Genomic DNA, 23,800 nt, shown 5'->3' on the forward strand with positions numbered 1-23,800 from the left:
GCGTTATATTATGAGAACCTTAACCTCAGAATTTTCTCATGATCGAGCACGTCACCTTCGGCTCAACGCAGCTTAATTTCGGCACTTCGCAAGTACATTATTTCTCCAGAATCTTCAACGTCGAATCATTTAACCTTTTGATCGGGTCGAACGGTTCCGGCAAGACCAGCGGACTATTGAAAGCTGCCTCACTGGTGGCTGGCACTTGGTCGGAAGGCGAGTCAGGCAGTGTTCGCACAACGCGCAACTCTCGCGTCGCATCGACCTCAGGTCCCGATGCTTCGTATGGCGTAATTTACTATACAGCTTTACCGTACCGAAAAAAATTTAAACAAACCGCACAGCTGGTCGATGCGTCCCCAAAATGGAGCGAGAAACGCGAGATCCAGTCAATAGAACGCTTCCGCGAGATTGCGGAAAACCTCAACAGTCCAACACGTCTCCAGGCGACTATCGGCTACGATTACGAAGAAGTTGCAGAGTTATTTATTCCTTTTTTGTTCGCGCTCCCCATTGAATTGAATGACAAGAGCCTGCGCGATGATCTCGCGCTTCTACGAGAAAACTATGATGGTCCTTTTCGCAGCGAGCCAATTCGCCAACTGGGTGAGATCCCCGCATTAGACAAGTTTTACGATCGCTTTTTTAGAACGCTATCGGACGCCCTGGATAAGAAATCCCTATTCGGCCAACAAATAGCACTGGCAACGCTATTAAAATTGGTGGATGAAGAGTACTTCGTCGACGATCTACTGTACGGCATCCTCGACGATTTGCACATGATCCGGGACGAGCATTCAGAGCATAGAGAAATGGGGGAGTATGCGCGGATGACTAAAGCAACCCTGCACTACCTGGTACACCAAAATGCTGACATGGAGGGTTCCATTGAGCAGAGTGGTACGCGTCTTCGCTTTGAAATTACCTCTCATCGCACATATCAGGACATCGTAGGGTCAGATTTGCCCATCGAGCTCCGATGGGAAAACCTAAGTTCCGGCATGCTGTCGCTGGTCGACCAGTTCACTCATATCGATAGCGCGGCTCAGCAGCTGTGGGATCGGCGGATATTCAATCTTGTCATCCTTATAGACGAAGGTGACGCGTTCCTGCATCTGGAGTGGCAGCGACGGTACATCGCCCTGCTCACCGACTTTCTTGCCAGTCTGCGCGAAAAGTTCCCGTTCCATTGCATGCAAATCATGCTAGCCTCGCACTCTCCCATTCTTGCTGGCGACGTTCCGTCCTGCCTGGTTCAGAATCTGGACATTATGAAAATCAGCGCAAAGACCTTCGGCGCAGAATTGGACGATATTATTCTGCGCTCTTTCAAGTCCAGCTCAATTGGCGAGCATGCGGCAAAGCACATCCGCCGCCTACATGCGCTAGCAAAAGAAGGGGTTCTCTCGCCGTTTGACAGGGCTCTCATCGGAGAGATTGGCGACCAATCGATCCGTAAGGCCATTCTCGCAGCAGACGCAAGCAAGTCATGATTATTAATATCTCAGGCATGTGGAACGATGCGGTCTGCGCGCATGTAAGCTATATCAATGACTGTATGGATAGCTTTATCGCGGAGTACCAAAATGAGCCAAAATTATCGCACAGCACTCACGGGAAGAAAGTATGGAACTTCATTACGCAACATCGAAACTCGATCGCAGATCCATTTCAAACTGACTTTTCGCCCCTTATCACTATCTTTGAAAACGAATTTCCGAAAAACTCGAACTTACGCAAGAAAGCCCTGACGCTATTCCAGTCGATCTTCAAATATGCGAAATTTGCTGATCGCGATACGAAGGGTTGGAGCGCATATAGTTTGTGTAAAAAAATGAAGTGGAAAGTCTGTCCCTACTGCCATGTCCACAGTACAAGAACCGCTATCCCGGACAAAAAGGAAAAACGCGGCTTCAGGCCTCAGCTCGATCACTACTACTCGCAGGCGGACTATCCATTCCTTGCACTATCGTTAGGCAATCTGATTCCTTGCTGCGCCCAATGCAACGGGCCCGGATTCAAGCACACCAAGAATTTTTATGTTACGCCCCATCCTCACCCCAATACCGACGCCGAAAATATACGCTTCTCATTGACCGCCAAGGATCCTAAATCGAAAAACGACTTGGTACTAGAGATGCTACGTGAGCCCGAAGATGAGTATGAAATTTCCTTGGAAAGCTACTCCGAATGTGAAAAGACCGAAAACGCAATCAGTACTTTTCAGCTATTCGAAAGATATCAGGCGCATGTCGCCGAAGCTCACCGGATAGCGCGTGCGGTGAAAGAAAAATCGAACGAGGGTGCCAGTAGCCGCGATCAGATGTGCAAACAGGAAGACCTTCCAAGGAAGAGCTCCACCATTCTCAATTTCGATCCCTACGACGATGACCATTACAAGTGCCGTACACTCGGAAAAATGTCTCGTGATATCTACTTTGCTTCGCTGGCCAAGTGGCCCTAGTCACAAAGCAGCACCACGGATTTGCAGGCTGCGGCGCAGCACCTGGTCAGTCACCCACTTAGCGGAGCGGCGGGCACGTTGGGCGACCAGTTCAGGCGCCATTTGCAGGTAATCGTCGTTGAAGACTTCAAAGCTGTAGTCGCCGCGATAGCCGGCGCGGTCCAGCCGGCGCACCAGGTCCGAGAGTTCCGCCGAGTGCTCACCTTCGCCGGGGAAGACGCGCAGGTGGCGTGCGGTTTCAAGCCGCTCTTCCGAGGAACGGATCTCGCGCCACATGAAGTCCGACAGCTGCACCATCGCGATTTTGCTCCACGGGATAAGGTCGACCGTGTCGTAGACCGCGCCGTTGGCCAGCATGTGGAAGGAGTCGATCACCACGCCCAGGTTTGCGTGGTCGGCACGCTCCACCGCTTCCCACGCCACCTCATATTCGCTCACATTACGGCCCCACGACAAGGCCTCGAAGCCGACCCGCACGCCCAGCGGTACTGCCAGCGTGGCCAGCTTGGCGAGGTCGCGCGCGATCTTATCCAGATCACCGCTGGCGTGCTTGGAAGTCGACGAGCACACCATCAGCAACGGCGAGCCGACCGCCTGGCAAATCCTCAGCATGCTCTTGGCGATATCGACTTTGTATTCGTGCAGCGTGCCGCTCAGTCCCTCGTAGTCGCGCATCACCTGGATGCCGGTAACGCGAATGCCGCTGTCGCGCACCAGTTTTACCGCCGCATCCAGCCCGCCCGGATAATTGACCAGGTCCTTCGCCCACAGCATCAACTGCGAAAAGCCGGCGCTGCGCGAAGCTTCCAGCTTCATCTCCAGCGTGCCGGCCAGCGTGATGGTGTCCATGCCAAAGTTACCCAGGTTCATACGACCTCGCTGTGGACCAGTTCAAAACTGACGCTGCCTTTGAACAGCTGCGTCAACGCGCCCTTCTCGCACGGCTGCACCGGCGGCCGGTCGACAAAGGTCACGCCGCGCTCCTGCAGCACCCGCACCGCGCCCATCACGTCGCGCGTGCCGAAGCCGACGCGGATCAATTCCTCGTCCCAGTGGCCGTCATCGCTACAAGCCGGTGGTTCGATCAGCTGCAGGTAGAAGCGCTTGCACGGGCTTTCCAGCAGCGTCCCGGTAGGCAGCACGCCCTGCACCACGCCCTGCGGCACCACGCGGAAGTTCATCAGGTGTTGATAGAAATCGATCCACTCCGCCGTACGGTCGCGGCGTATCGACTGCACCACGCCGAAGAAGGCCATGTCCTCCACCACAGGCTTGGGCAGCGGCGCGTCGCTGATCTTGAAGTCGACGTCGTAGATCGAGAAGTCCTGGTAGCGGTCGACGAAGTACAGCACCGAATCGCCCGCGCCATGCACACCGGGGATGTTCAGTTCCATCGCGCCGGCGCGGGTCGGAATTGCCCACGCGCCGCGTTCCAGCGCATGCTGGTAGGCGGCGCCGGCGTCGCGCACGCGGAAGGCGATGGCGGACAAGGTGGTGCTGCCGCGCTCCGCATCGGCCACCGCCCACGCCACAGGATCGGCATTGACCACCACATTCATGCCGCCCTGCCGGTACAGCACCACTTCGCGCGAACGGTGGCGGCCTACCTGCACGAAGCCCATCTTGTTCAGCACCGCGCCCAACGCCAATGGCTCGGAGGTCGCGTACTCGACAAACTCTATGCCGTCCAGCCCAAGTGGATTGGTCGGCAGCGGATTATTTTCTTGCGTCTTCATTTGCTTGCAGCTCCTTGAAGTGCTGTTGCATGCGTGAGGCGTCAGGCTGCACGCCGGTGAACAGTTCAAATGCTTTCACGGCCTGGAACACGGCCATGCCGCCGCCCGTCATGGTGCGGCAGCCCTTGGCCTGCGCCGCTTCCAGCAACGCGGTTTGCAACGGGAAGTAGACGATTTCCGACACCCACTGGCCGGGCCGCAGCAGTTCGGCCGGCAGCGGCAGGCCGGGATGCTTGGCCATGCCGGTCGGCGTGGCGTGGATCAGGCCATCGGCCACGCGCATGGCCGCTTCCAGTTCGGTGCAGGCGACCGCGCGGCCTTCGCCGAAGCGGGCGTTGAGCGATTGCGCCAGTTGTTCGGCGCGACTCTTGTCTGCGTCGACCAGGCGCAGCGTGCGGGTTCCCATCATCAGCGCGGCGTGTGCGGTGGCGGCGCCGGCACCTCCGGCGCCCAGTTGCACCACTTCGCCCATCGTCACATCCGGCAGGCTGGCCTTGAAGCTTTCAGCGAAGCCCCACCAGTCGGTGTTGTAGCCGATCCGCTTGCCGTCCTTGAAGACGACGGTGTTGACCGCGCCGATGGCGCGCGCGTCGTCGCACAGTTCGTCCAGCAGCGGGATGATGTGCTGCTTGGCGGGATAGGTCACGTTCACGCCGGAGAAGCCAAGCAGTTCGGCGGCATCCAGCAATTCCGGCAATTGTTCGACGGTGAGGCCAAGGCGATCGATGTCCAGCAACTGGTACAGGCAGTTCATGCCGTTGGCGGCGGCCTCGCGTTCGTGCATGGCCGGCGTCAGCGAGCGGCCGATACCGGCTCCGATCAGGCCTAGCAGAATGCGGCGTGGTGCAGTAAGGGACATAGTGTGATTCCGGTCAGGTCAGGTTTAAATCGATACTACACTAACCAGTTAGTTAATATCAAGCGAAAAACAGCCTTGTTTCGGCTGTTTTGCGACATCTTTTCAGGAGGCGCGCACGTAGCGCAGGATCATGTCGACCACCGCCTCGCGGCGCTTGGTGTGGACATCGGCCGCCTTGAGGTCGCGGCCGAAAATGAAACTGAAGGTATGCTGGTTGGAGACGTTGTAGAACGACAGGGCGCTGATCGACATGTGCAGGTCGACCGGGTCCACGTCCGGCCGGAACACGCCTTCCGCAACACCGCGTGCGCACAAGCCTTCCAGCAGGCCGATGGCCGGCTTGTTGATGGCTTTCAGCGTCGGGATCTTGCGGATGTATTCGCCGTTATGGATATTCTCGGTCATCACCATGCGGATGAATTCCGGGTGCGCGGCGTGATAGTCGAAGGTCGAGCCGACCAGCGCGCGCAGCGCCGGTATCGGCGGCAGGTCGTCCAGATGGAAGCCATGCTCGATCTGGCGGAACCGCGTGTAGCTCTCTTCCAGCGCCGCCACGTACAACCCTTCCTTGTTGCCGAAGTAGTAGTAGATCATGCCCTTGTTGGAGCCCGTCTCCGCCGCGATCTCGTCGATCCGCGCGCCGCTCAGGCCCAGGCGCGAAAACTCCTGGATGGCGACATTGAGGATGCGGCTGCGCGTGCCGTCTTCTTCCGCCGGCACAGGCGCCGCCTTCTTGCGCGGCGCCTTGGCTGCAGGTTTGGTTATTTTTGCTGTCATGGCATTATTCTAACCGAACCTAAAGCCCATGCCACACCAGCTGCACCTCATCGGCCGAGATACCTGTCATAGAACCTGGCGGTGATTTCGTACAGGTCGCGCGCCTCCGGATAGTCCGGATTGGTCATGAAGCCGTGGCCCAAGCCGTCGTAGATCAGCAGCTCGGACGCCACACCCGCCTTGAGCAGGCGCCGGTGCCCGTAGGCGGCGGAGCTCATGGCGAAATCGCGCGTGCCGGTGGCGAAGATCGTCGGCGGAAATTTGGCCAGCACTGTCAGGTCGTTGGCCGGCGTAACCGCAGGATCGTCGACACTGACGTTGTCCAGGTAGGAAGGCCCCGGCGGCATGGCGATCTTCGCACCGGTCGCCAATCCCGCGAACACCGCCGAATCGCCCTCCATGAATCGCGCGCCCAGACCGGCGCAATAGACGCCGATCACGCCCGGCGCCGGTAGGCCGGCTTTCTGGAACGAGGCCACGCTCTGCGCCACCAGCGCGCCGCCGGCCGAGCAGCCCACCAGCCCGATGTTGGCCGGCTTGTAGTCCTTCAGCACGGCCTGATAGACCTTGGTGAAGTCCTCGGTGGCCGCCGGGAAGCGGTACTCGGGGCCTTGCCGGTACAGCAGCGAGATCACCTTGAAGCGCCCTACCGCCGATACCGGAATGCTGATCAGCAGACCGTTGGCGCGGATGCCGGTACGGAAGCCGCCACCGGGCGCATTGATCATGATGCGGTTGCGGTTCGCTTCCGGCACACCGCCCTTGGGCGTGATGATAGCGACCGAAATGCCGTTCAGCGTGGTCTCTTCCACGTCGACCGGATACAGGTCGCGCATATGCTGCACGTTGGGCTGCAAAGCCGCGTTCATGGCCTTGCGCAGTTCGGCCATGTCGGTGGTCTCGCGCGGCTTGGCGGCGCCCGGACCCTCGGTCGGTCGGCTACGACGGATGATCTCCTGCGAAGCCGGGCTAAGAACGTTGGACAGCTCGATGGTGGCCTCGCGCAAATGTGCCGTGCCCAAGGCGTCCACCGTGACCTGCTGCTGCGCCAGCGCAGGCAGCAGAGTGCAGGCGGCCAGCAGCGCCGCCAGTTTGTGTAATTTCATCGTCGCTCCCATGATCAGAACTTGGTCCGCACGCCGAGGTAGTAGGAACGGCCGATGATGTCGTAGGTCGATGCCAGCGTCAGATTCTGGTTACCCGGCACATACGCAGGATCGCGGTTGAACAGGTTGTTGATACCTGCGCGCAGCGTCACGCTCTTGGTCAGCGAGTAGCGCACGCCAAGGTCGAAGATATCGTACTTGGCCACGCCGGCGGTCGGACTGGCGGGACGGGTCACGGTGGTGACGTCGTCCATCGCCGGGATGTGACGCCAGCGCAGGTTGCCGGAGAAGGCGCCCAGGTCATAACGGAAGGTGACGGTGGACTGCCACGCCGGACGAATCACCGTATCCACCGTGCCCTTGAATTCCTTGATGGCGTCGCCCGGCAGCGCTTGCGATTGATAGCTGTTGGTGAAGCTGACCGCCGTGTTGATGTTGAAGGTGCCGGCATCCTTGGACAATCCGACCGCCGACAACGGGAAGCGCCAGTCCAGCTGCACGTCCACGCCGGAAGTCTTCAACAGGCCGAGGTTCAGGTACGGCGCCGAAACTTGCGTCAGCAAGCCGTTGGCGTCGCGCGAGATCAGCTGGCAGAAGGCATTCGATGCCGAGTAAGTCGGATTGGAGCCATCGAGGTTGTAGCACTTGTTGAGCGCCGATGCCGCCGGCACCGCCGAAATGGTGTCCTTGATCTTGATGGTGTAGTAGTCGACCGAACCGCTCAGCTGTGAGAACAGCGGCCAAGGCAGCTGCGGCGTGAACACCAGCCCCAGGGTGCGGGTATCCGCCACTTCCGGCTTCAGGTTCGGATTGCCCGAGGAGACAGTGGACGTGGCGACAGTCGGGAAGGTGTAGCTGTCAACCACATTGGACGGCACGCCGGTTGCGACGCACAGTGCGCGCAGCTGCGCCGCGTTGGCGCCGGTGCGGGCAGCGGTGCGCACGTCGCAAGGCTCGCCGCCGTTTGGCGGGCTGCCGAACTGCACCTGATTGCCGCTGGCGGCGCTGTACAACTCACCGATATTCGGCGCGCGGATCGCGTGCTGCACGCCGCCGCGCACCAGCCAGTTCTTCACCGGCGTCCATTCCACTTCCACCTTGTAGGTGCCGGCATTGACGCCGGTATCGTAGTTGGAGCGGCGGTAGCCCGGTGTGACGCCAAGCGATTTGGCGAACGGCGCATCGGCCAGCAGCGGGATGCGCAGTTCCAGCGCAATCTCTTTCACAGAGGTCTTGCCCGACGAGCGCTGCGAGGCAATCACCGCCTCGATGTTCTGCGCCGCCAGCTGCGAATCCGGCACGTAGTCGTAAGTGTTCTTGCGGTAGTTGGCCGATGCCGAGAACTGCATGTCGCCTGCCGGCAGCGTGGCCAGTGTGCCTTGCAGGCTGGCTTCAGCGATACGTTGGGTGAGACTCTCGCGGCTCAGGGCATTCGTCGAAATGTAGTTGCGGCAGGCGTCCGACAGCGACTGCGAATTTGCATCGCCGAACGGATTGAAGCCGCCGGCGCAGATCGAGGCGCCGCCGTCCTTGGCGTTCAGCAGTTCCTGCACGCGCGAAGTCAGGACCGCGTTGTACTGGGTCTGGTCGTGCACCGTGCGGTCGGCCGACACGTAGGCGTCCCAGCTCCAGTCGCGGAATGGCAGCTCGCCGCGCGCGCCGACGATCAACTGGTCAACCGTGTAAGCCTCGTCCCACTGTTTGTTCGGCACGCCGACAAAGCGGGTATTCCACAGGAACGGCGCGCTGGCGTCGGGGCGTGAGGACAGGATGGTCTTCAGGTCGGCCGGGACGAAGGGATTGGTCAGCGGCACCAGCGTATTGGCGCCCTGCCCGAACTGGGTCAGCGTGCGGCCGGAGTTGGTGTGCGCCACCGAGTGCGTATGCAGGAACTGGGCGTAGCCAGTCAGCTCCGGCATGAAGCGGTAATCGAGTTTTTCAAACAGGCTTTCCCGGCGCAGGCCATTCAGCAAGTCATTCTGGATCAGCACCGGCATGCGCACATTGCCGCCGACGAGAGCGTAGTTGCCGCTGGTGGCGCCAAGATAGTTGACCGCGCCGCTTTGGCTGAACAGCGTGCCGTTGTCGTTGAAGCCGAGGTTATTGGTGCGCGGGACCGTCGCGGTTACGCCGTACTTGGCGAACACGCTGTTGACGGCGGCCTGCGTCGGCAGGTTGTTGGCGGACGGCAGATAGGTGCTGGTGCCCAGATAGCTCGACGGCACGCCGAGCGCGAAGAACGGACGCGCGCGGCCCGGCAGGCTTTCACGGTCGTCATAGCTGACCGAGAACAACGAGAAGCCTTTGCCTTCATCGAACTCGGTGCCCGCCGTCAGCGAGGGGCTGACCTTGCGCAGGTCGTTCTTCTGCGAGTTACCGTATTGGACGTCGAACACGATGCCCTTCATCTTGCGCAGCGATTTGAAGTTGATCACGCCCGACATCGCATCCGAGCCATACACGGCGGAGGCGCCGCCGCTGATGGTTTCGATGCCGTCGATGACGGCCTGCGGCACGGTGTTGATGTCGACCTGGCCGAAGGCGCTGGCCAGCGGCAGGCGGCGGCCGTCCAGCAGCACCAGGTTACGGTTGTCGCCAAGGCCGCGCAAGTCCAGCGTGGCGCGCGCGCCGGTGCCCTGCCCGCCGGTGGCGGCGGTGCCGGACGGTGTGAACTGCGGCAGCTGGTTCAGCGTCGCTTCCAGCGTGACGTTGCCGCTTTCCTGCAGCACGTCCTTGGTGGTGGCGACGATGGGGCTGGGCGAGGTGTAGTTGCGGGTGGCGATACGGGAACCGGTAATCACCACCGACTCCACCTTCGGCATATCTTCGGCTGCTGGCACCGCCGGCGCTTCCGCCACGGTCTGCGCCTGCGCGCTGATTACTGCACTAAAACCAAGCACACTGCTCTTCAGGGCGAAGCCTTGCCACGCACCGATGCGAATCTTGTTCATCTGCTGTCTCCGTCGTTGTGGTTGTTTTTTTGATCCTGAGCAGACATTACACTAACTAGATAGTTAACTTCAAACAGAATCTTTGCAGCGCGCTAAAAAAAATCGCGCCACACAGGTGCGGCGCGATTCTCGCGTAGCTATTCCGCCACAGGTTTTACACGCCGGGATCGCGCACTTTATCGACCTGGTCGAACTCCACGTTGAACCACGCCCCGCCATTAGCTTCAGCTTTGCGGATGTAGACCGTCTGCACGATATCGCGCGTGGCCGGGTCGATGCTGACCGGGCCACGCACGCTGGTCCATGCCATGCCCTTCATTGCCGCCAGCAGCTTGTCGCCGTTGCTGTCGCCGCCGGTTTGCTTGAGCGCCTGGTACAGCAGGTGCATGCCGTCGTACGCGCCGACCGAGTGGAAGTTCGGTCGCATGCCCTTATTGGCCTTGCCGAATGCCTCGACGTAGGCCTTGTTCTCCGCCGACGGATGCGCGGCAGAGTAGTGATGGCTGCTGACCACTCCCGCAGCGGCGGGACCGATGCTGGCCATCAGGTCATCGTCCAGCACATCGCCGGTGCAGATCAGGCGAATACCTGCGGCGGCCAGTCCACGGTCGGTGAACTGCTTGAGCACCGCAGCGCCCTCGCCCGACGGCACGAACACGAACAGCGCATCCGGCTTGAGGTCCTTCACTTTGGCGAGGAACGGCGCGTAATCCGGATTGCGCAGCGGAGCACGGAGGCTGTCGATTACTTTGCCGCCCGTTTCGGTGAAGCCCTTGACGAACACCTTCTCGGCATCCAGCCCCGGCCCGTAGTCGCTGACGAAGGTCACGACCGACTTGATCTTGTTCTTGCCAGCCCATTGCGCCATTGGCGCGGTCACCTGCGCCAGCGTGAAGCCGGTGCGGACGATGTACGGCGAACGCTGAGGAATCACCGAGGTGGCGGCGGCCATCACGATCATCGGCACCTTGGCTTGCGTGGCCACAGGCGCGGCAGCGAAAGCCAGCGGCGTCAGGCCGAAGCCGGCCAGCACCTGCACCTTGTCGCGCGCGACCAGCTCCTGCGCCAGGCGCTTGGTCACGTCCGGCGACACGCCGCCGTCGTCTTTCAGGATGATTTCGACTGGGCGGCCGCCGGCCACCGCACCGTTCTGCTGCATGTACAGCTTGACCGCCGCCTCGATCTGGCGCCCGGTGGAAGCGAACGGGCCGGACATCGGCACGATCAAGCCGACCTTCAAAGGCTCGGCGGCGCTGGCGATGGACGGCAGCACACCCGCCGACAACGCGGCGGCGCCCAGCAGGATATGGCGACGTTGCTGATTGAATTCTTGTGTCATGTTGTCTCCTCTACTTTTTTATAAATCCAGCAGCAAGCTGGCGGTTTTGGAACGGGAACAGCAAGGTGCAAAAATATCGTTGGCCGCCTGTTCGGCTTCGGTCAGATACAGGTCGCGGTGATCGGGAACGCCGTCCAGCACGCGCGTCAGGCAGGTTCCGCAAACGCCCTGCTCGCACGACGCCGGTACGAACACGCCCGCGTCGTTCAGCACGCGCAGCACGGTGACGCCGGGAGGAATGGTATAGCACTTGCCGCTGGACTTCAGCTTGACTTCGAACGGCTGGTCGCCATCGATCGGCACGGCGGCGGCCGCGCCAAAGTATTCGAGGTGCAGTTGCTCCGGTGGCCAGCCTGCGGCGGCGGCGCTGGCTTTCACGTGGTCGATAAAGCCCGCCGGGCCGCAGAAGTAGATGTGCGTGTCGCGTTCCAGCCCAGCCAGCAGCGCCGGCAGGTCCAGCGGCTGCACGCTGTCGTGATGGAAGCGCACTTGCGCCGCATAGGGTGCGCTCAGGAGGCGGTCACGGAAGGCGGTGCGCTCGGGCGAGCGGGTACAGTAGTGCAGCGCGAACTGCGCACCTTGCGACGAAAGCGTTTCCGCCATCGCCAGCAGCGGCGTGATGCCGATGCCGCCGGCCAGCAGTACGCTGCGCGGCGCATTCACCAGCGGGAAGTGGTTTCGCGGCGCGCTGATAGTGAGCGCGGCGCCGGCGCGAATCTGTTCATGCATGGCTTGCGAACCGCCACGCGAGGCCGGATCGCGCAGCACGCCGATCACGTAGCGGTGCCGCTCGTGCGGCGGATTGCACAGCGAGTACTGGCGCACCAGTCCAGGTGCGACATGCACGTCGATGTGCGCACCGGCGGTGAAAGCTGGCAGCGGCGTACCGTCCGCGCTGACCAGCTCATAGCTGCAAATGCCTTCGGCTTCGTTGTCGCGCCGCTCGACCCGCACGGTCAGCAAGTCGGCGTTCATGATGCCTGCTCCTGCGCCAGCCATTGATCGAGGATGCGGCGCGACTGCACGCCGCCGGCGTCGATATTCAGCATCAGCAGCTTGCGGTCAGGATGGCGCAGGATGTTCTGCTGCTGCAGTTCCAGCATTTCGCGGTCTTCGGAGAAGATCTTGCCCTGCCCTTCGCGGATGGTGGCGGTGAGCTCCTTGTCCTCCGGCCTGAAATTACGCGCCATGCCCCAGAAGTACCAGTGCGAGGTTTCCGTCTCCGGCGTGATGAAGTCCACCACGATACTGGACGCCTTGTGCTCCGGCGCGGCGTCGTAGCCGCCCTTGCCCGCATGCGCCACGCCGACCTCGATCATTACATGGCTCGGCGGCGAGAAGCGGCAGATCTGCCAGCGGTCGACCGGCACATCATCGGCCAGGCCGTTGCCGCGCAAGGCCGCGCGCCAGAAAGGCGGCGCCATGATGTTCTCCATGTAACGGCTGGTGATGACCTGCTCGCCCTCGACGCGCGTGTTGACCGGCGCCTCGTCGATTTCCTTCTGGCCGATGCTGTTCGCATGCACATAGGTCTCGTGCGTGAGGTCCATCAGGTTGTCGATCATCAGGCGGTATTCACAGTTGATATGATACAGGCCGCCGCCATAAGCCCACTCAGGATTGTCGGCCCATTCGAGATGATGGATCAGCGCCGGATCGGCCTTCTCCTTGTCGCCGGTCCAGACCCAGATAAAGCCATAGCGCTCTTCCACCGGATAGCTGCGGATGCACGGGAAGCCGCGCACGCGCTGGCCCGGCATGCTGACCACCTTACCGTCGCAGCCCATCTCCAGGCCGTGGTAGCCGCACACCAGCTGTCCCTCGCGCACAAAGCCCAGTGACAGCGGCGCGCCACGATGCGGGCAGAAGTCCTCCACCGCAGCGACCTTCCCTTCCGCGCCGCGATAGAACACGATCTTCTCGCCGCAGATAGTGCGGCCCAGTGGTTTGCCGTCGATTTCGTCGGGCGTGCAAGCCACGTACCAGGTGTTTTTTGGGTACATCTTCGTCTCCTTGCGTTTTATATTCAGTACACTGAATATAGTAGACTACGAAGTCACGCAGCACAAGCAGAGAATTCCATGCCTGAAACCGAAAGCAAATTAATCAACCTGTACGAGCATCCGGGCCACTTGCTGCGTCGCGCGCAGCAAATCTCGGTGTCGATTTTTTACGACGAAATGGGAAGCGAGCTGACGCCGGTGCAGTATGCGATGCTGCGCAACCTCGCGGCCCAACCGGGCATCGACCAGGTCTCGCTGTCGGCCGCTTGCGGCATCGATACCTCAACCGGCGCCACCGTGTGTGCGCGGCTGGAAGAGAAAGGCCTGTTGGAGCGCAAGGTGATACCAACCAATCGCCGCCAGCGCGCGCTGACCATCACGGCGGCGGGCGAACAGCTGCTGGAAGACCTGATTCCGGGAGCGCAGCGCCTGCGCCGGCGCATCCTCGCTCCCCTCACCGGTGCGGAGCAATTGCAGTTCATGGAGCTGCTGACCAAACTCGTACAAGAAAACAACGAACAAAGCCGCGCGCCGCTCGCGCCGCGCGACACAGTGCGCTAGCATAGTCCCTGCAGTACCTTGAAAAAAACTAGACAGGAGACAGCATGAAACTCAAACACCTGGCGGCAGCGATTGCGATGCTGGCGGCGCTGCCCGCGTTTGCACAGGACAGCAAGCAGGACGCCATTGCGCTGGTCGATAAGGCCGTCGCGAACATCCAGAAAAAAAGTATCGAAGACGCGTGCAAGGATTTCGCCGATCCGAAAGGCGGCTATATCCAGGGCGAGCTGTATGTGTTCGTGTACGAGGCGAACGGCTTCATGAAATGCCACGCCACGAATCCCAAGCTGAACAACAAGGACATGAACCAGCTGCGCGACGCCAACGGAAAATACTTCTCGAAAGAGATGCGCGATCTGGCCATGTCGGGCAAGACCGGCTGGGTGGATTATGTGTGGGTCAATCCAGTGAACAAACAGCTGGAGCCAAAGTCCTCCTACGTGAAGAAGGTGAACGACAGCTACTTCGTCGGCGTAGGCATCTACACTAAGAAATAAGATATGTCGCCCCGGCGAAGGCCGGGGGCCATAGAACGTATGCGATAACACAGCTCATATGTTCTATGGGTCCCGGCCTTCGCCGGGACGACGCGCGGCTACGCTACTGCGACCAGCTTATCCAGCTTGTCGCCGTCGGCCAGCAGGCTGGCGCTGTCCGAGTCGTGCACGATGCGGCCACGATCGAGCACGATGGCGCGCTGCGTCAGCGACAGCGCCAGGCGCGCATGCTGCTCCACCACGATCACCGACATACCCTCCTCCTGTACCAGCTTGCGGATCACGCGCACCAGCTCCTGCACGATGATCGGCGCCAGGCCTTCCATCGGTTCATCCAGCAGCAGGATGCGTGGATTGGTCATCAGCGCGCGCGCAATCGCCACCATCTGCTGCTCGCCTCCCGACAACTGGTTGCCCATGTTGTTGCGGCGCTCGAACAGACGCGGGAAGATCTGGTAGATCTTCTGCAAATTCCACGGCCCCGGACGCGCCACCACCGTCAAGTGCTCCTCCACCGTCAGCGACGGGAACATATGACGCTCCTGCGGCACCCAGCCCAAGCCAGCGCGCGAGCGCTTGTGGGTCGACACGCGCGAGATATCGCCGCCGGCCCAGCGGATGCTGCCCTTGTGCAGGCGCGTGAGGCCCATCAGCGTCACCAGCAAGCTGGTTTTGCCGACGCCGTTACGGCCCAGCAGCGCCAGCGAATCGCCTTCCTTCAAGGTGAACGACACATCTTCCAGCACGATCGATTCGCCATATCCGGCGGTGACCTTATCCAACACCAGCAACTCAGTCATGTTCCGACTCCCCCAGATAAACTTCCTTGACGCGTGGATCCGCCGCGATTTCCGCCGGCGTGCCCTCGGTCAGCACCTTGCCGCCCACCAGCACCGTGATGCGGTCGGCGAAGCGGAACACCAGGCTCATATCATGTTCGATGAACAGCACCGTCACATCGCGCGGCAACTGCGCCAGCACTTCGAACAGCTCCTTGCTCTCCGCTTGAGGAATGCCGGCCGCCGGTTCATCCAGCAGCAGGATGCGCGGCTTGGTGGCCAGCGCCAGCGCAATCTCCACCAGCCGCTGCTTACCGTAAGCCATGCTGCGCGTGATGCTGTTGGCCTGGTCGCTCAGTTTCAGGGTCGCCAGCAGTTCCATCGCTTCGGCGATGACTTCAGGATGATTCTCGACCGTCTTCCACCACACATTCTGCAAACCGCGACGCTCGTTAATCGCCAACACCACCGATTCCAGCACCGTCATGCCTGCGAACAGGGTGTTGAGCTGGAAGGTGCGCGTCATACCGCTGTGGACGCGTGCGTGCTGCGGCAGATGCGTGATGTCCTCGCCGCCCAGATACACCTTGCCGCTGCTTGGGCTGAAGGCGCCGGTCAGCAGGTTGATGAAGGTGGTCTTGCCGGCGCCGTTAGGGCCGATCAGCGCGTGGCGCGCGCCCGGTTCAAACGTCAGCGACACGTCGCTGTTGGCGACGAACGCGCCCCACTTCTTGCTCAGGCCTTCGGTACGTAAAGTGATATCGCGGCTCATGGCTTCTCCTTGCGCAAGCGTTCCAGTCCACCCAAGATGCCGCCGCGTGCGAACAGCACAATCAGCACCAGCAACAAGCCGATATAGAACTGCCAGTAGGTTGGATTCAAACCGGCGATGTAATCCTGCAGCAGCATGAACACCGCCGCGCCTACCAGTCCGCCGTACAGGCGACCGGTCCCGCCCAGCACCAGGATGATGACCAGTTCAGCGGAGCGCGGGAAGCCCAGCGCATCGAGGCCGACGAACTGCGTGGTCTGCGCCAGCAACGCACCGGCGACACCAGCCACCGCAGCACCCACCGTAAAGATGACAACAAGGCGGCGATTGACGTTCACGCCCAGCGACGGCATGCGGCGCACGCCTTCACGGATACCGATCAGGGTCAAACCAAACGGCGACTTGACCACCCGGCGCAGCACCGCGAACAGCACGAACAGCACAGCGAAGCTGTACCAGAAGGCGACGTTGCCGTTCAGGTCAAACTCGAAAGTGCCGAACAGCTTACCGACCATCATGCCAGACAGTCCATCGACGCCGCCAGTGATGGACGACGCCTTGTTGGCCGCTTCAAACAGCATCAGGCCGATGCCCAGCGTGACCATCAGGCGCGTAAGATCCTGGCCGCGCACCACCAGGAAGGAAGTCAGCAGGCCGGCAACGCCGGCCACCACCGCAGCAGCCAGCAAGCCGCTCAACGGCTCGCCCCAGCCGTGCACCGCCAGCAGGCCGGCGGTGTAGGCGCCAAGCCCGAAGAAAGCGGCGTGGCCCAGCGAAACGATACCCGCATAGCCGAGGATCAAATCCAGCGACACCGCAAACAGGCCGACGATCATGATCTGGCTGATCAGCACCAGATAACCGGGGAAGGCAAAGTACGCCGCAATCGGCAGCAGCCAGAAGACGATTTCCAGCGGCTGCCAGCGGTCGTTAGGCAATTTAGGCGCAGGCAGCATGGCGGCAACCTTGGCGACAGGTTTGGTTTCAGTATCAGCAAAAGCGTTCATGCTTTCCTCCGCATCAGGCCAGCAGGGAACAGGATCAGCAGCACCACCATCAGCGCGTAGATCACGAAGGCGCCGACTTCAGGCACGTAGTATTTACCGGCGACGTCGAACACGCCAAGAATCGCAGCTGCCAGCAGCGGCCCTTTGATGGTGCCGGCGCCGCCCACTGCCACCACGAGCAGGAAGTAGACCATGTATTTAACCGGGAAGGTCGGATCGAGGCCCAGCACGTCGATACCCAGGCCGCCGCCCAGACCGGCCAGGCCGGAGCCCAGCGCGAAGGTCAGGCTGAACACGAGGCTGACGTTGATGCCCAGGCCCGCAGCGGCGGTCTGGTTGTCCACCGAGGCGCGGATCTGCGCGCCGAAGCGGGTGCGTTCGATCAGCAGGCCAAGCGCCACAGTCACCAGCACCACCACGCCAATCAGGAACAGGCGATACGCGCCGACGTCGAGGCCCAGCAGCGATACCTGGCCGCGCAGCCAATCCGGCAGCACCACCGGCTGCTGGGTCGGACCGTAGATGTAGGTCGCGCCCGCGACGGCCATGAAGGTCAGGCCGATCGAGAACAGCACTTGATCCAGATGACTGGCTTTGTACAGACGGCGATACAGCACCCGCTCCAGCACCAGCCCTACCACCGCCGAAGCGATGAAGGCCAGCGGCAGCGACGCCAGGAAGGGCACGCCGAAACGCGACAGCAACGTCACGCTCACATACCCGCCCAGCATCGCGAACGCGCCGTGGGCCAGGTTAATAAAGTTCATCATGCCCATCGTGACCGACAGGCCGACACTGATCAGGAACAGCAGGCTGCCATAGGCAATGCCGTCGAACAGCACGCCGGCGAAGTTAGCTAACATGGCTGCCTCCTGTGATTGTTATGCTTTTCATTGTTGTCTCCACTACTTCCTGCAAACCAAATTACACTCTTTCGATAATCATCGCAATTCCCTGCCCCACGCCGATGCACATAGTGCACAGCGCGTAGCGGCCGCCGGTGCGGTGCAGCTGGTAAGTCGCGGTGGTGACGAGGCGTGCGCCGCTCATGCCCAGCGGGTGGCCCAGTGCGATAGCGCCGCCGTTCGGGTTGACACGCTTGTCGTCATCCTTCAGGCCCAGTTCACGCAGCACGGCCAAGCCTTGCGCGGCAAACGCTTCGTTCAATTCGATCACGTCCATCTGATCCAGCGTCAGGCCGGTCTGGCGCAGCAGCTTTTGCACTGCCGGCACCGGGCCGATGCCCATCACGCGCGGCGCGACACCGGCGGTGGCCATGCCGACGATGCGGGCCAGCGGTTTCAGACCGTGCTGCTTGGCCGCCTCGCCGCTGGCGACCAGCACTGCGCAGGCGCCGTCGTTGATGCCCGAGGCGTTACCGGCGGTGACCGAGCCATCCGCACGGACTACGCCTTTCAGCTTGGCCAGCGCTTCGGTGGTGGTGGCGCGTGGATGCTCGTCCTGGGCGAACACGATCGGATCGCCTTTTTTCTGAGCGATCGATACCGGCACGATCTCCTGCTTGAACACACCGGCCTCAATGGCGGCAGCGGTCTTCTGCTGGCTGGCCAGCGCAAACGCATCCTGGTCGGCGCGGCTGACGCCATAATCGGCGGCGACGTTTTCCGCCGTCTCCGGCATAGTCTCGGTACCGTAGACTTCCTTCAGCGCCTTGTTGACGAAACGCCAGCCCATCGTAGTGTCTTCGATCTTGGCGCTGCGCGAAAATGCGCTGTCGGCCTTGCCCATGACGTAAGGCGCGCGCGTCATCGACTCCACGCCGCCAGCGATAATCAGGCTGGCATCGCCGGCCTGGATGGCGCGTGCGGCGGTGCCGATGGCGTCCATGCCCGAGCCGCACAGGCGGTTGATGGTGGTGCCCGGAACTTCCTGCGGCAGGCCGGCCAGCAGCGCCGACATGCGCGCCACGTTGCGGTTGTCCTCACCGGATTGATTGGCGCAGCCGTAGAACACATCGTCCACCTGGTCCCACTGCACGCCGGGATTGCGTTCCTTCAGCGCGCGCATCGGAATCGCACCCAGGTCGTCGGCACGCACGTCCTTCAGTGCGCCGCCGTAGCGGCCGATGGGAGTGCGGATGGCATCGCAGATAAATGCTTCAGTCATTTCATTGTCCTTTCAAAAGCTGGGCGCCAGTGGCGGCCTGCAGTTCTTCAAACGTCAGGCCCGGGGCCATTTCGCGCACGGCCAGGCCGTTCGGCGTCACGTCCAGCACGGCCATATCGGTGTAGATGCGGTTGACGCAAGCCACGCCGGTCAGCGGATAAGTGCACTCGGCGACGATCTTACTCTCGCCGGTCTTGGTCTGGTGTTCCATCATCACGAACACCTGCTTGGCGCCCAGCGCCAGGTCCATCGCGCCGCCCACCGCCGGAATCGCATCCGGCGCGCCGGTGTGCCAGTTCGCCAGGTCGCCCTTGCCCGACACCTGGAAGGCGCCCAGCACGCACACGTCGAGGTGGCCGCCGCGCATCATCGCGAACGAGTCGGCGTGGTGGAAGTAAGCACCGCCGGTCAGCAGCGTCACCGGCTGCTTGCCGGCGTTGATCAGGTCATCGTCTTCCTCGCCTTCGGCTGGCGCAGGACCCATGCCCAGCAGGCCGTTCTCGGAATGCAGGAACACTTCGCGGTCGGTCGGCAGGTAGTTCGCCACCTTGGTCGGCAAGCCAATGCCGAGATTGACGTAGGCGCCTTCCTGAATGTCTTGCGCGACGCGGGCGGCCATCTGGTCGCGGGTATAACGATTTGCGCTCATGCCGATTCCTTCACCACGCGTTGTACAAAGATGCCCGGAGTGACGATGTTTTCCGGATCCAGCTCGCCCAGCGCCACCACGTCCTGCACCTGCGCGATGGCGACCTTGGCGGCCATCGCCATGATCGGGCCGAAGTTACGCGCGGTCTTGCGGTACACCAGATTACCCCAGCGGTCGCCCTTCAGCGCCTTGATCAGCGCGAAGTCGGCGTGGATCGGCGATTCCAGCACGTACTGGCGGCCGTTGATCAGGCGCGTTTCCTTGCCCTCGGCCAGCAGCGTGCCGTAGCCGGTCGGTGTGAAGAAGCCGCCGATGCCGGCGCCGGCGGCGCGGATGCGCTCCGCCAGATTACCCTGCGGCGTCAGTTCCAGCTCGATTTCGCCGGCGCGGTACAGCGCGTCGAAATGATGGGAGTCGGACTGGCGCGGGAACGAGCAAATAATCTTGCGCACGCGCTTGGCCTTGAGCAGCGCGGCCAGGCCGGTCTCGCCGTTGCCGGCGTTGTTGTTGACGATGGTGAGCTCTTTCGCGCCCTGCGCGATCAGCGCGTCGATCAGCGCCGATGGCATGCCGGCGTTGCCGAAACCGCCGATCATGACGGTGGCGCCGTCATGGATGTCGGCGACCGCGCGCTCCAGTGATTCAAAAGTTTTATCGATCATATCTTCTTTCCAGTGCATGTTGTGCGATAATCGAACTAATGATTGATTATCGCACACCCAGTGTAGAACTTGCGCTGGCCGGGGTCAAGAAAAAAACGCCTATCGCATCCAACGCCTGCATTAAAATCACGCCATGTCCAAAGCTACCCAACCTCTCGACGCGGAAGACGACCGCGAACCAACCATCGCCGAGCAGATCGACGCGATGACCGATCCCAGTTTCATGACCTCGCTGGCGCGCGGCCTGGCGGTGCTGCGCGCCTTCAGCGACGCGCGCAAACCGCAGACCATCGCCAGCATCAGCCAGAAGACCGGCATCCCGCGCGCCGCCGTGCGCCGCTGTCTGCACACGCTGCGCGAACTGGGCTACGTCGACGCGGAGCTGAACAACTTCTCGCTGCGCCCCAAGGTGCTGACGCTGGGTTATTCCTACCTGTCATCGACGCCGCTGACGGTGTCGGCCCAGCCCTACCTGAACAACATCAGCCGCGCGCTCAATGAATCGAGTTCGCTGGCGGTGCTGGAAGACGGCGAAGTGCTGTACGTCGCGCGTGCGGCGACCTCGCGCGTGATGTCGGTGGCGCTGAACACCGGCAGCCGCCTGCCTGCTTACTGCACCTCGCTGGGCCGGGTGATGCTGGCGCATTTGCCGCCGGAGCAGCTGGACGCTTATCTTGAGCACACGCGCCTGCGGCCGATGACGGTCAACACCATCGTCAACCAGAAGCGCCTGCGTGAAGTGCTGACCCAAGTGCGGCGCGACGGTTATGCCATCAACGATGAAGAATTGGAACTGGGACTGCGGTCGATCGCGGTGCCGGTGCGCGGCGCGTCCGGCACGGTGCTGGCGGCGCTGAACGTGGGCGCGCAAGCGGCCCGCGTCAGCGTGGAGCAGCTGCAGCATGAGTTCCTGCCGGTGCTGCAACGGGGCGCGCAGGAACTGGCGGTACTGCTGCCGTAATCCGCACGTCGCCCCGGCGGAGGCCGGGGTCCAATTAAATTGGGTCCCGGCCTCCGCCGGGACGACATCGATTAGAACGAGTGGCGGATGCCGGTCATGACGCCATTCTGCGTTTTGCCGGCGCCGACGGTGCCGCCGGCATCCAGCGCCACCGCCGACAGACCCGAGTTTTTCATGCGCCCCACGCCGCCATATACAGCGGTGCGTTTGGAGAAGTAGTAGGTCAGGCGCGCGACCAGCATGGTGGCGTCGTCACCGCTGTTCTTCACATCCTTGCGGGCCCACTGCGCATCCAGCGTGGTCAACGGCGTGACCGGATAGCTCACACCAAAGAAGTACAAGTCCGACTCGGTCAGGCCGGTGGCCGCACGCGTGGTGCGATCAACCACGCCGCCGGCCAGCTTGCCCTCGCCGACCTTGACGTAGGCATTGGCGGTCACGCGCTTGTCGCTGTTGTTGCTGGAGGTCAGGCCGCCAGCCGCGCCGGTGTTGCCGTACAAGATATCGTACGAAGCATTCAGGCCGAACGCCGGAGTCTCGTAGCCGAACAGGCCGGTCACCTGACGGCAAGCCTTGGAATTACCCGCCACTTCACCACCGCAACCAGTAGCAGCCGGGCCGCCGGCAGCCGAACTATCGCGACCAGTACTGTAGGTGGCGCCGACGATGAAGTTATTGAAGCTGCCCAGGTAGCTGATCGAATTGTCGCTGCGCGCATTCGGCAGATAGGCGTCGATGCTGCCGATGGCGAACAGGTTAGGCCCCATCACGTCCGACTTCAGCATGGCGATGTAGGTCATGTTGATCTGGCGGCCGATGCTGACGGTGCCGAAGTCGCCCTTCAGGCCGATGGTGGCCTGGCGGCCGAACAGGCGGTTACCCTGCCCCATCGTGCCGGTGTCCACGGCCAGGCCGCTTTCCAGGGTGAAGATGGCCGACAGGCCGCCGCCCAGGTCCTCGGTGCCGCGGAAGCCGATACGCGACGGGAAGCTACCGGTCAGCGACGGTACGCGGGTGACGGCGTCGCCGGCCGCGTTCACATTGGTCACGTGCTCGACGCCGCTATCCAGCAGGCCGTAGATGGTGACGTTACTCTGGGCCATAGCGGCCGATGCGCCAATCCCGCACAGCAGCGCAACCGCGCCGCGAATGGTGTTTTTCATTGCTAGTCTCCTCGTTTTATTAATGTTGTGCGATTATCGAACAAGTGGTTGTTAATCGCACGTGTATTGGATACTATGATTCTCACGGTATATTGTCAATCGCCGTCATCAGAACAACACAGGAACCAGACAGGAGACAACGATGAGCATGAAAAATGTAGTGAAAATGGCGACACTTGCAGCATTTACCCTGGCCGCCGTGCCGGCCGCATGGGCGCAAGACACCATCAAGGTCGGCGTGATTGCCGCGTTCTCCGGTCCGTTCGCCGACTACGGCAAGCAGATGGAAGGCGGCATCAAGGCCTATATGGCGCAATACGGCGATACCGTGGCGGGCAAGAAGATCCAGATCATCATCAAGGACACCACCGGCCCGGCGCCGGAAGTGGCCAAGCGTCTGGCGCAGGAATTGGTGGTGCGCGACAAGGTCGACTTCCTGGCCGGCTTCGGCCTGACGCCGGAGGCGATGGCCGTGGCGCCGATCGCCCAGCAGGCCAAGAAACCGATGATCGTGATGAACGCGGCCACCTCGGCCGTCACCACCAAGTCCGACTACATCGCGCGCTTCTCGATGACGCTGCCGCAAATCTCCGCCCCAATGGCCACCTGGGCGGTGAAGAACAAGATCAAGAAAGTGGTCACGCTGGTGGCCGACTACGGTCCGGGCATCGATGCCGAAGCGGCTTTCAAGGCGGAACTGGTCAAGGGCGGCGGCACGGTGACGGAAGCGATTCGCGTACCGCTGCGCAATCCGGAGTTCGCGCCGTTCATCCAGCGCATCAAGGATGCCAAGCCGGACGCGGTATTCGTGTTCGTGCCGGCCGGCGAGCAAAGCATCGCCTTCATGAAAGGCTACCGCGAGCGCGGCCTGGCCGAAGCGGGCATCAAGGTCATCGCCACTGGCGACCTGACTGACGACCACGTGCTGCCGGCGATGGGCGACGCCACGCTGGGCGTGATCACCACCTTCCACTACTCGGCGGCGCACAAGTCGCCGGAGAACGCCGCCTTCCTGAAGAGCTTTGCGGCGGCCAATCCGAACGGCGGCCGTCCGAACTTCATGGCCGTGGGCGCATATGACGGCATGGCCGCCATCTATGAAGTGGCACGCAAACTGAACGGCAAGATCGATGGCGACCAGGCGATGGCCATCCTCAAGAACATCAAGCTGAACAGCCCACGCGGCCCGATCGCCATTGACCCGGCCACCCGCGACGTGGTGCAGACCGTGTATGTGCGCAAAGTGGAAAAAGTCGGCAACGAGGTCTACAACATCGAGTTCGACCAGTTCGCCGACCAGAAAGATCCGGGCAAGTAAATCCGGGGCAAGCCGTGTCCGTGTAGGTGAGCCAGCGTACAGCCGCAGCATCGTGCGCTGGGCAGAATA

General features: G+C 61.7%; 23 protein-coding genes. 6 read left to right on the forward strand and 17 right to left on the reverse strand.

What is annotated here, in order from left to right; genetic code table 11:
• Positions 1–38 precede the first annotated feature (38 nt).
• Entirely contained in the window at positions 39–1,493 is a 1,455-nt protein-coding gene (locus tag BMZ70_RS08830; RefSeq protein ID WP_092272546.1) for an AAA family ATPase, read from the forward strand.
• Positions 1,490–2,464 carry a hypothetical protein gene (locus tag BMZ70_RS08835; RefSeq protein ID WP_092272548.1) on the forward strand — a complete coding sequence of 325 codons (975 nt, stop codon included), beginning with the start codon at positions 1,490–1,492 and terminating at the stop codon, positions 2,462–2,464. The genes BMZ70_RS08830 and BMZ70_RS08835 overlap by 4 nt, the downstream gene beginning before the upstream one ends.
• Here BMZ70_RS08835 and BMZ70_RS08840 read toward each other — a convergent pair whose 3' ends face one another.
• From BMZ70_RS08840 to BMZ70_RS08880, 9 genes are all read right to left on the reverse strand, one after another.
• The gene (locus BMZ70_RS08840) at positions 2,465–3,334 is read right to left on the reverse strand and encodes a sugar phosphate isomerase/epimerase family protein (RefSeq protein ID WP_092272551.1); all 870 of its coding nucleotides are present in this window, start codon (positions 3,332–3,334) and stop codon (positions 2,465–2,467) included. It abuts the gene before it with no gap.
• Positions 3,331–4,200, reverse strand: a complete 870-nt coding sequence (locus BMZ70_RS08845; RefSeq protein ID WP_092272554.1) for a VOC family protein — start codon at positions 4,198–4,200, stop codon at positions 3,331–3,333. The genes BMZ70_RS08840 and BMZ70_RS08845 overlap by 4 nt, the downstream gene beginning before the upstream one ends.
• A complete protein-coding gene (locus BMZ70_RS08850) occupies positions 4,181–5,059 on the reverse strand; it encodes a shikimate dehydrogenase (protein ID WP_092272557.1) in 879 nt (292 codons plus the stop codon). Before BMZ70_RS08850 ends, BMZ70_RS08845 begins: the two co-directional genes overlap by 20 nt.
• A 102-nt stretch (positions 5,060–5,161) precedes the next feature.
• Positions 5,162–5,836 (reverse strand): TetR/AcrR family transcriptional regulator, encoded by a 675-nt coding sequence (locus tag BMZ70_RS08855; RefSeq protein WP_092272561.1) that lies wholly within the window; start codon positions 5,834–5,836, stop codon positions 5,162–5,164.
• A gap of 47 nt (positions 5,837–5,883) precedes the next feature.
• On the reverse strand, positions 5,884–6,942 hold the full coding sequence (locus BMZ70_RS08860) for an alpha/beta hydrolase (protein ID WP_165403496.1): 1,059 nt from the start codon (positions 6,940–6,942) through the stop codon (positions 5,884–5,886).
• Positions 6,943–6,956: 14 nt separating this feature from the next.
• Entirely contained in the window at positions 6,957–9,893 is a 2,937-nt protein-coding gene (locus BMZ70_RS08865; RefSeq protein ID WP_092272567.1) for a TonB-dependent receptor domain-containing protein, read from the reverse strand.
• Positions 9,894–10,047: 154 nt separating this feature from the next.
• The gene (locus BMZ70_RS08870) at positions 10,048–11,232 is read right to left on the reverse strand and encodes an ABC transporter substrate-binding protein (RefSeq protein ID WP_092272570.1); all 1,185 of its coding nucleotides are present in this window, start codon (positions 11,230–11,232) and stop codon (positions 10,048–10,050) included.
• An 18-nt stretch (positions 11,233–11,250) separates the two neighbouring features.
• On the reverse strand, positions 11,251–12,207 hold the full coding sequence (locus BMZ70_RS08875; protein ID WP_092272572.1) for a PDR/VanB family oxidoreductase: 957 nt from the start codon (positions 12,205–12,207) through the stop codon (positions 11,251–11,253).
• On the reverse strand, positions 12,204–13,235 hold the full coding sequence (locus tag BMZ70_RS08880; RefSeq protein ID WP_092272575.1) for an aromatic ring-hydroxylating dioxygenase subunit alpha: 1,032 nt from the start codon (positions 13,233–13,235) through the stop codon (positions 12,204–12,206). Before BMZ70_RS08880 ends, BMZ70_RS08875 begins: the two co-directional genes overlap by 4 nt.
• Before the next feature lie 78 nt (positions 13,236–13,313).
• On the opposite strand from BMZ70_RS08880, the gene BMZ70_RS08885 reads away from it, so the two are divergent.
• Both BMZ70_RS08885 and BMZ70_RS08890 read left to right on the forward strand, forming a co-directional pair.
• Complete coding sequence (locus BMZ70_RS08885) at positions 13,314–13,796, forward strand: MarR family winged helix-turn-helix transcriptional regulator (protein WP_092272578.1); 483 nt, start codon at positions 13,314–13,316, stop codon at positions 13,794–13,796.
• Between the two features lie 44 nt (positions 13,797–13,840).
• Positions 13,841–14,293: a cache domain-containing protein gene (locus tag BMZ70_RS08890; protein ID WP_092272581.1), complete on the forward strand. Its 453-nt coding sequence runs from the start codon at positions 13,841–13,843 to the stop codon at positions 14,291–14,293.
• 98 nt (positions 14,294–14,391) lie between these two features.
• Here the strand turns inward: BMZ70_RS08890 and BMZ70_RS08895 are convergent, their stop codons facing one another.
• The 7 genes from BMZ70_RS08895 to BMZ70_RS08925 all read right to left on the reverse strand — a co-directional run bounded on the left by BMZ70_RS08895 (position 14,392) and on the right by BMZ70_RS08925 (position 20,289).
• Positions 14,392–15,093, reverse strand: a complete 702-nt coding sequence (locus BMZ70_RS08895) for an ABC transporter ATP-binding protein (RefSeq protein ID WP_092272584.1) — start codon at positions 15,091–15,093, stop codon at positions 14,392–14,394.
• Positions 15,086–15,844 carry an ABC transporter ATP-binding protein gene (locus BMZ70_RS08900; RefSeq protein ID WP_092272587.1) on the reverse strand — a complete coding sequence of 253 codons (759 nt, stop codon included), beginning with the start codon at positions 15,842–15,844 and terminating at the stop codon, positions 15,086–15,088. The genes BMZ70_RS08895 and BMZ70_RS08900 overlap by 8 nt, the downstream gene beginning before the upstream one ends.
• Entirely contained in the window at positions 15,841–16,851 is a 1,011-nt protein-coding gene (locus BMZ70_RS08905) for a branched-chain amino acid ABC transporter permease (protein ID WP_092272590.1), read from the reverse strand. The genes BMZ70_RS08900 and BMZ70_RS08905 overlap by 4 nt, the downstream gene beginning before the upstream one ends.
• On the reverse strand, positions 16,848–17,714 hold the full coding sequence (locus BMZ70_RS08910) for a branched-chain amino acid ABC transporter permease (protein WP_092272593.1): 867 nt from the start codon (positions 17,712–17,714) through the stop codon (positions 16,848–16,850). Before BMZ70_RS08910 ends, BMZ70_RS08905 begins: the two co-directional genes overlap by 4 nt.
• Before the next feature lie 61 nt (positions 17,715–17,775).
• Positions 17,776–18,978 carry a 3-oxoadipyl-CoA thiolase gene (gene pcaF / locus BMZ70_RS08915; protein ID WP_092272596.1) on the reverse strand — a complete coding sequence of 401 codons (1,203 nt, stop codon included), beginning with the start codon at positions 18,976–18,978 and terminating at the stop codon, positions 17,776–17,778.
• 1 nt (position 18,979) lies between these two features.
• Positions 18,980–19,627 (reverse strand): CoA transferase subunit B, encoded by a 648-nt coding sequence (locus BMZ70_RS08920; RefSeq protein WP_092272599.1) that lies wholly within the window; start codon positions 19,625–19,627, stop codon positions 18,980–18,982.
• Positions 19,624–20,289 carry a 3-oxoacid CoA-transferase subunit A gene (locus BMZ70_RS08925; protein WP_092277680.1) on the reverse strand — a complete coding sequence of 222 codons (666 nt, stop codon included), beginning with the start codon at positions 20,287–20,289 and terminating at the stop codon, positions 19,624–19,626. Before BMZ70_RS08925 ends, BMZ70_RS08920 begins: the two co-directional genes overlap by 4 nt.
• 133 nt (positions 20,290–20,422) lie before the next feature.
• On the opposite strand from BMZ70_RS08925, the gene BMZ70_RS08930 reads away from it, so the two are divergent.
• Positions 20,423–21,250 carry an IclR family transcriptional regulator domain-containing protein gene (locus BMZ70_RS08930; protein WP_092272601.1) on the forward strand — a complete coding sequence of 276 codons (828 nt, stop codon included), beginning with the start codon at positions 20,423–20,425 and terminating at the stop codon, positions 21,248–21,250.
• 71 nt (positions 21,251–21,321) lie between these two features.
• Here the strand turns inward: BMZ70_RS08930 and BMZ70_RS08935 are convergent, their stop codons facing one another.
• Positions 21,322–22,413, reverse strand: coding sequence for a porin (locus BMZ70_RS08935; RefSeq protein WP_092272604.1), 1,092 nt, complete (start codon positions 22,411–22,413; stop codon positions 21,322–21,324).
• 166 nt (positions 22,414–22,579) lie between these two features.
• On the opposite strand from BMZ70_RS08935, the gene BMZ70_RS08940 reads away from it, so the two are divergent.
• On the forward strand, positions 22,580–23,731 hold the full coding sequence (locus BMZ70_RS08940) for an ABC transporter substrate-binding protein (protein WP_229205462.1): 1,152 nt from the start codon (positions 22,580–22,582) through the stop codon (positions 23,729–23,731).
• Positions 23,732–23,800 lie beyond the last annotated feature (69 nt).

The organism is Duganella sp. CF402 (genome assembly GCF_900109645.1).
Lineage (GTDB): Bacteria > Pseudomonadota > Gammaproteobacteria > Burkholderiales > Burkholderiaceae_D > Rugamonas.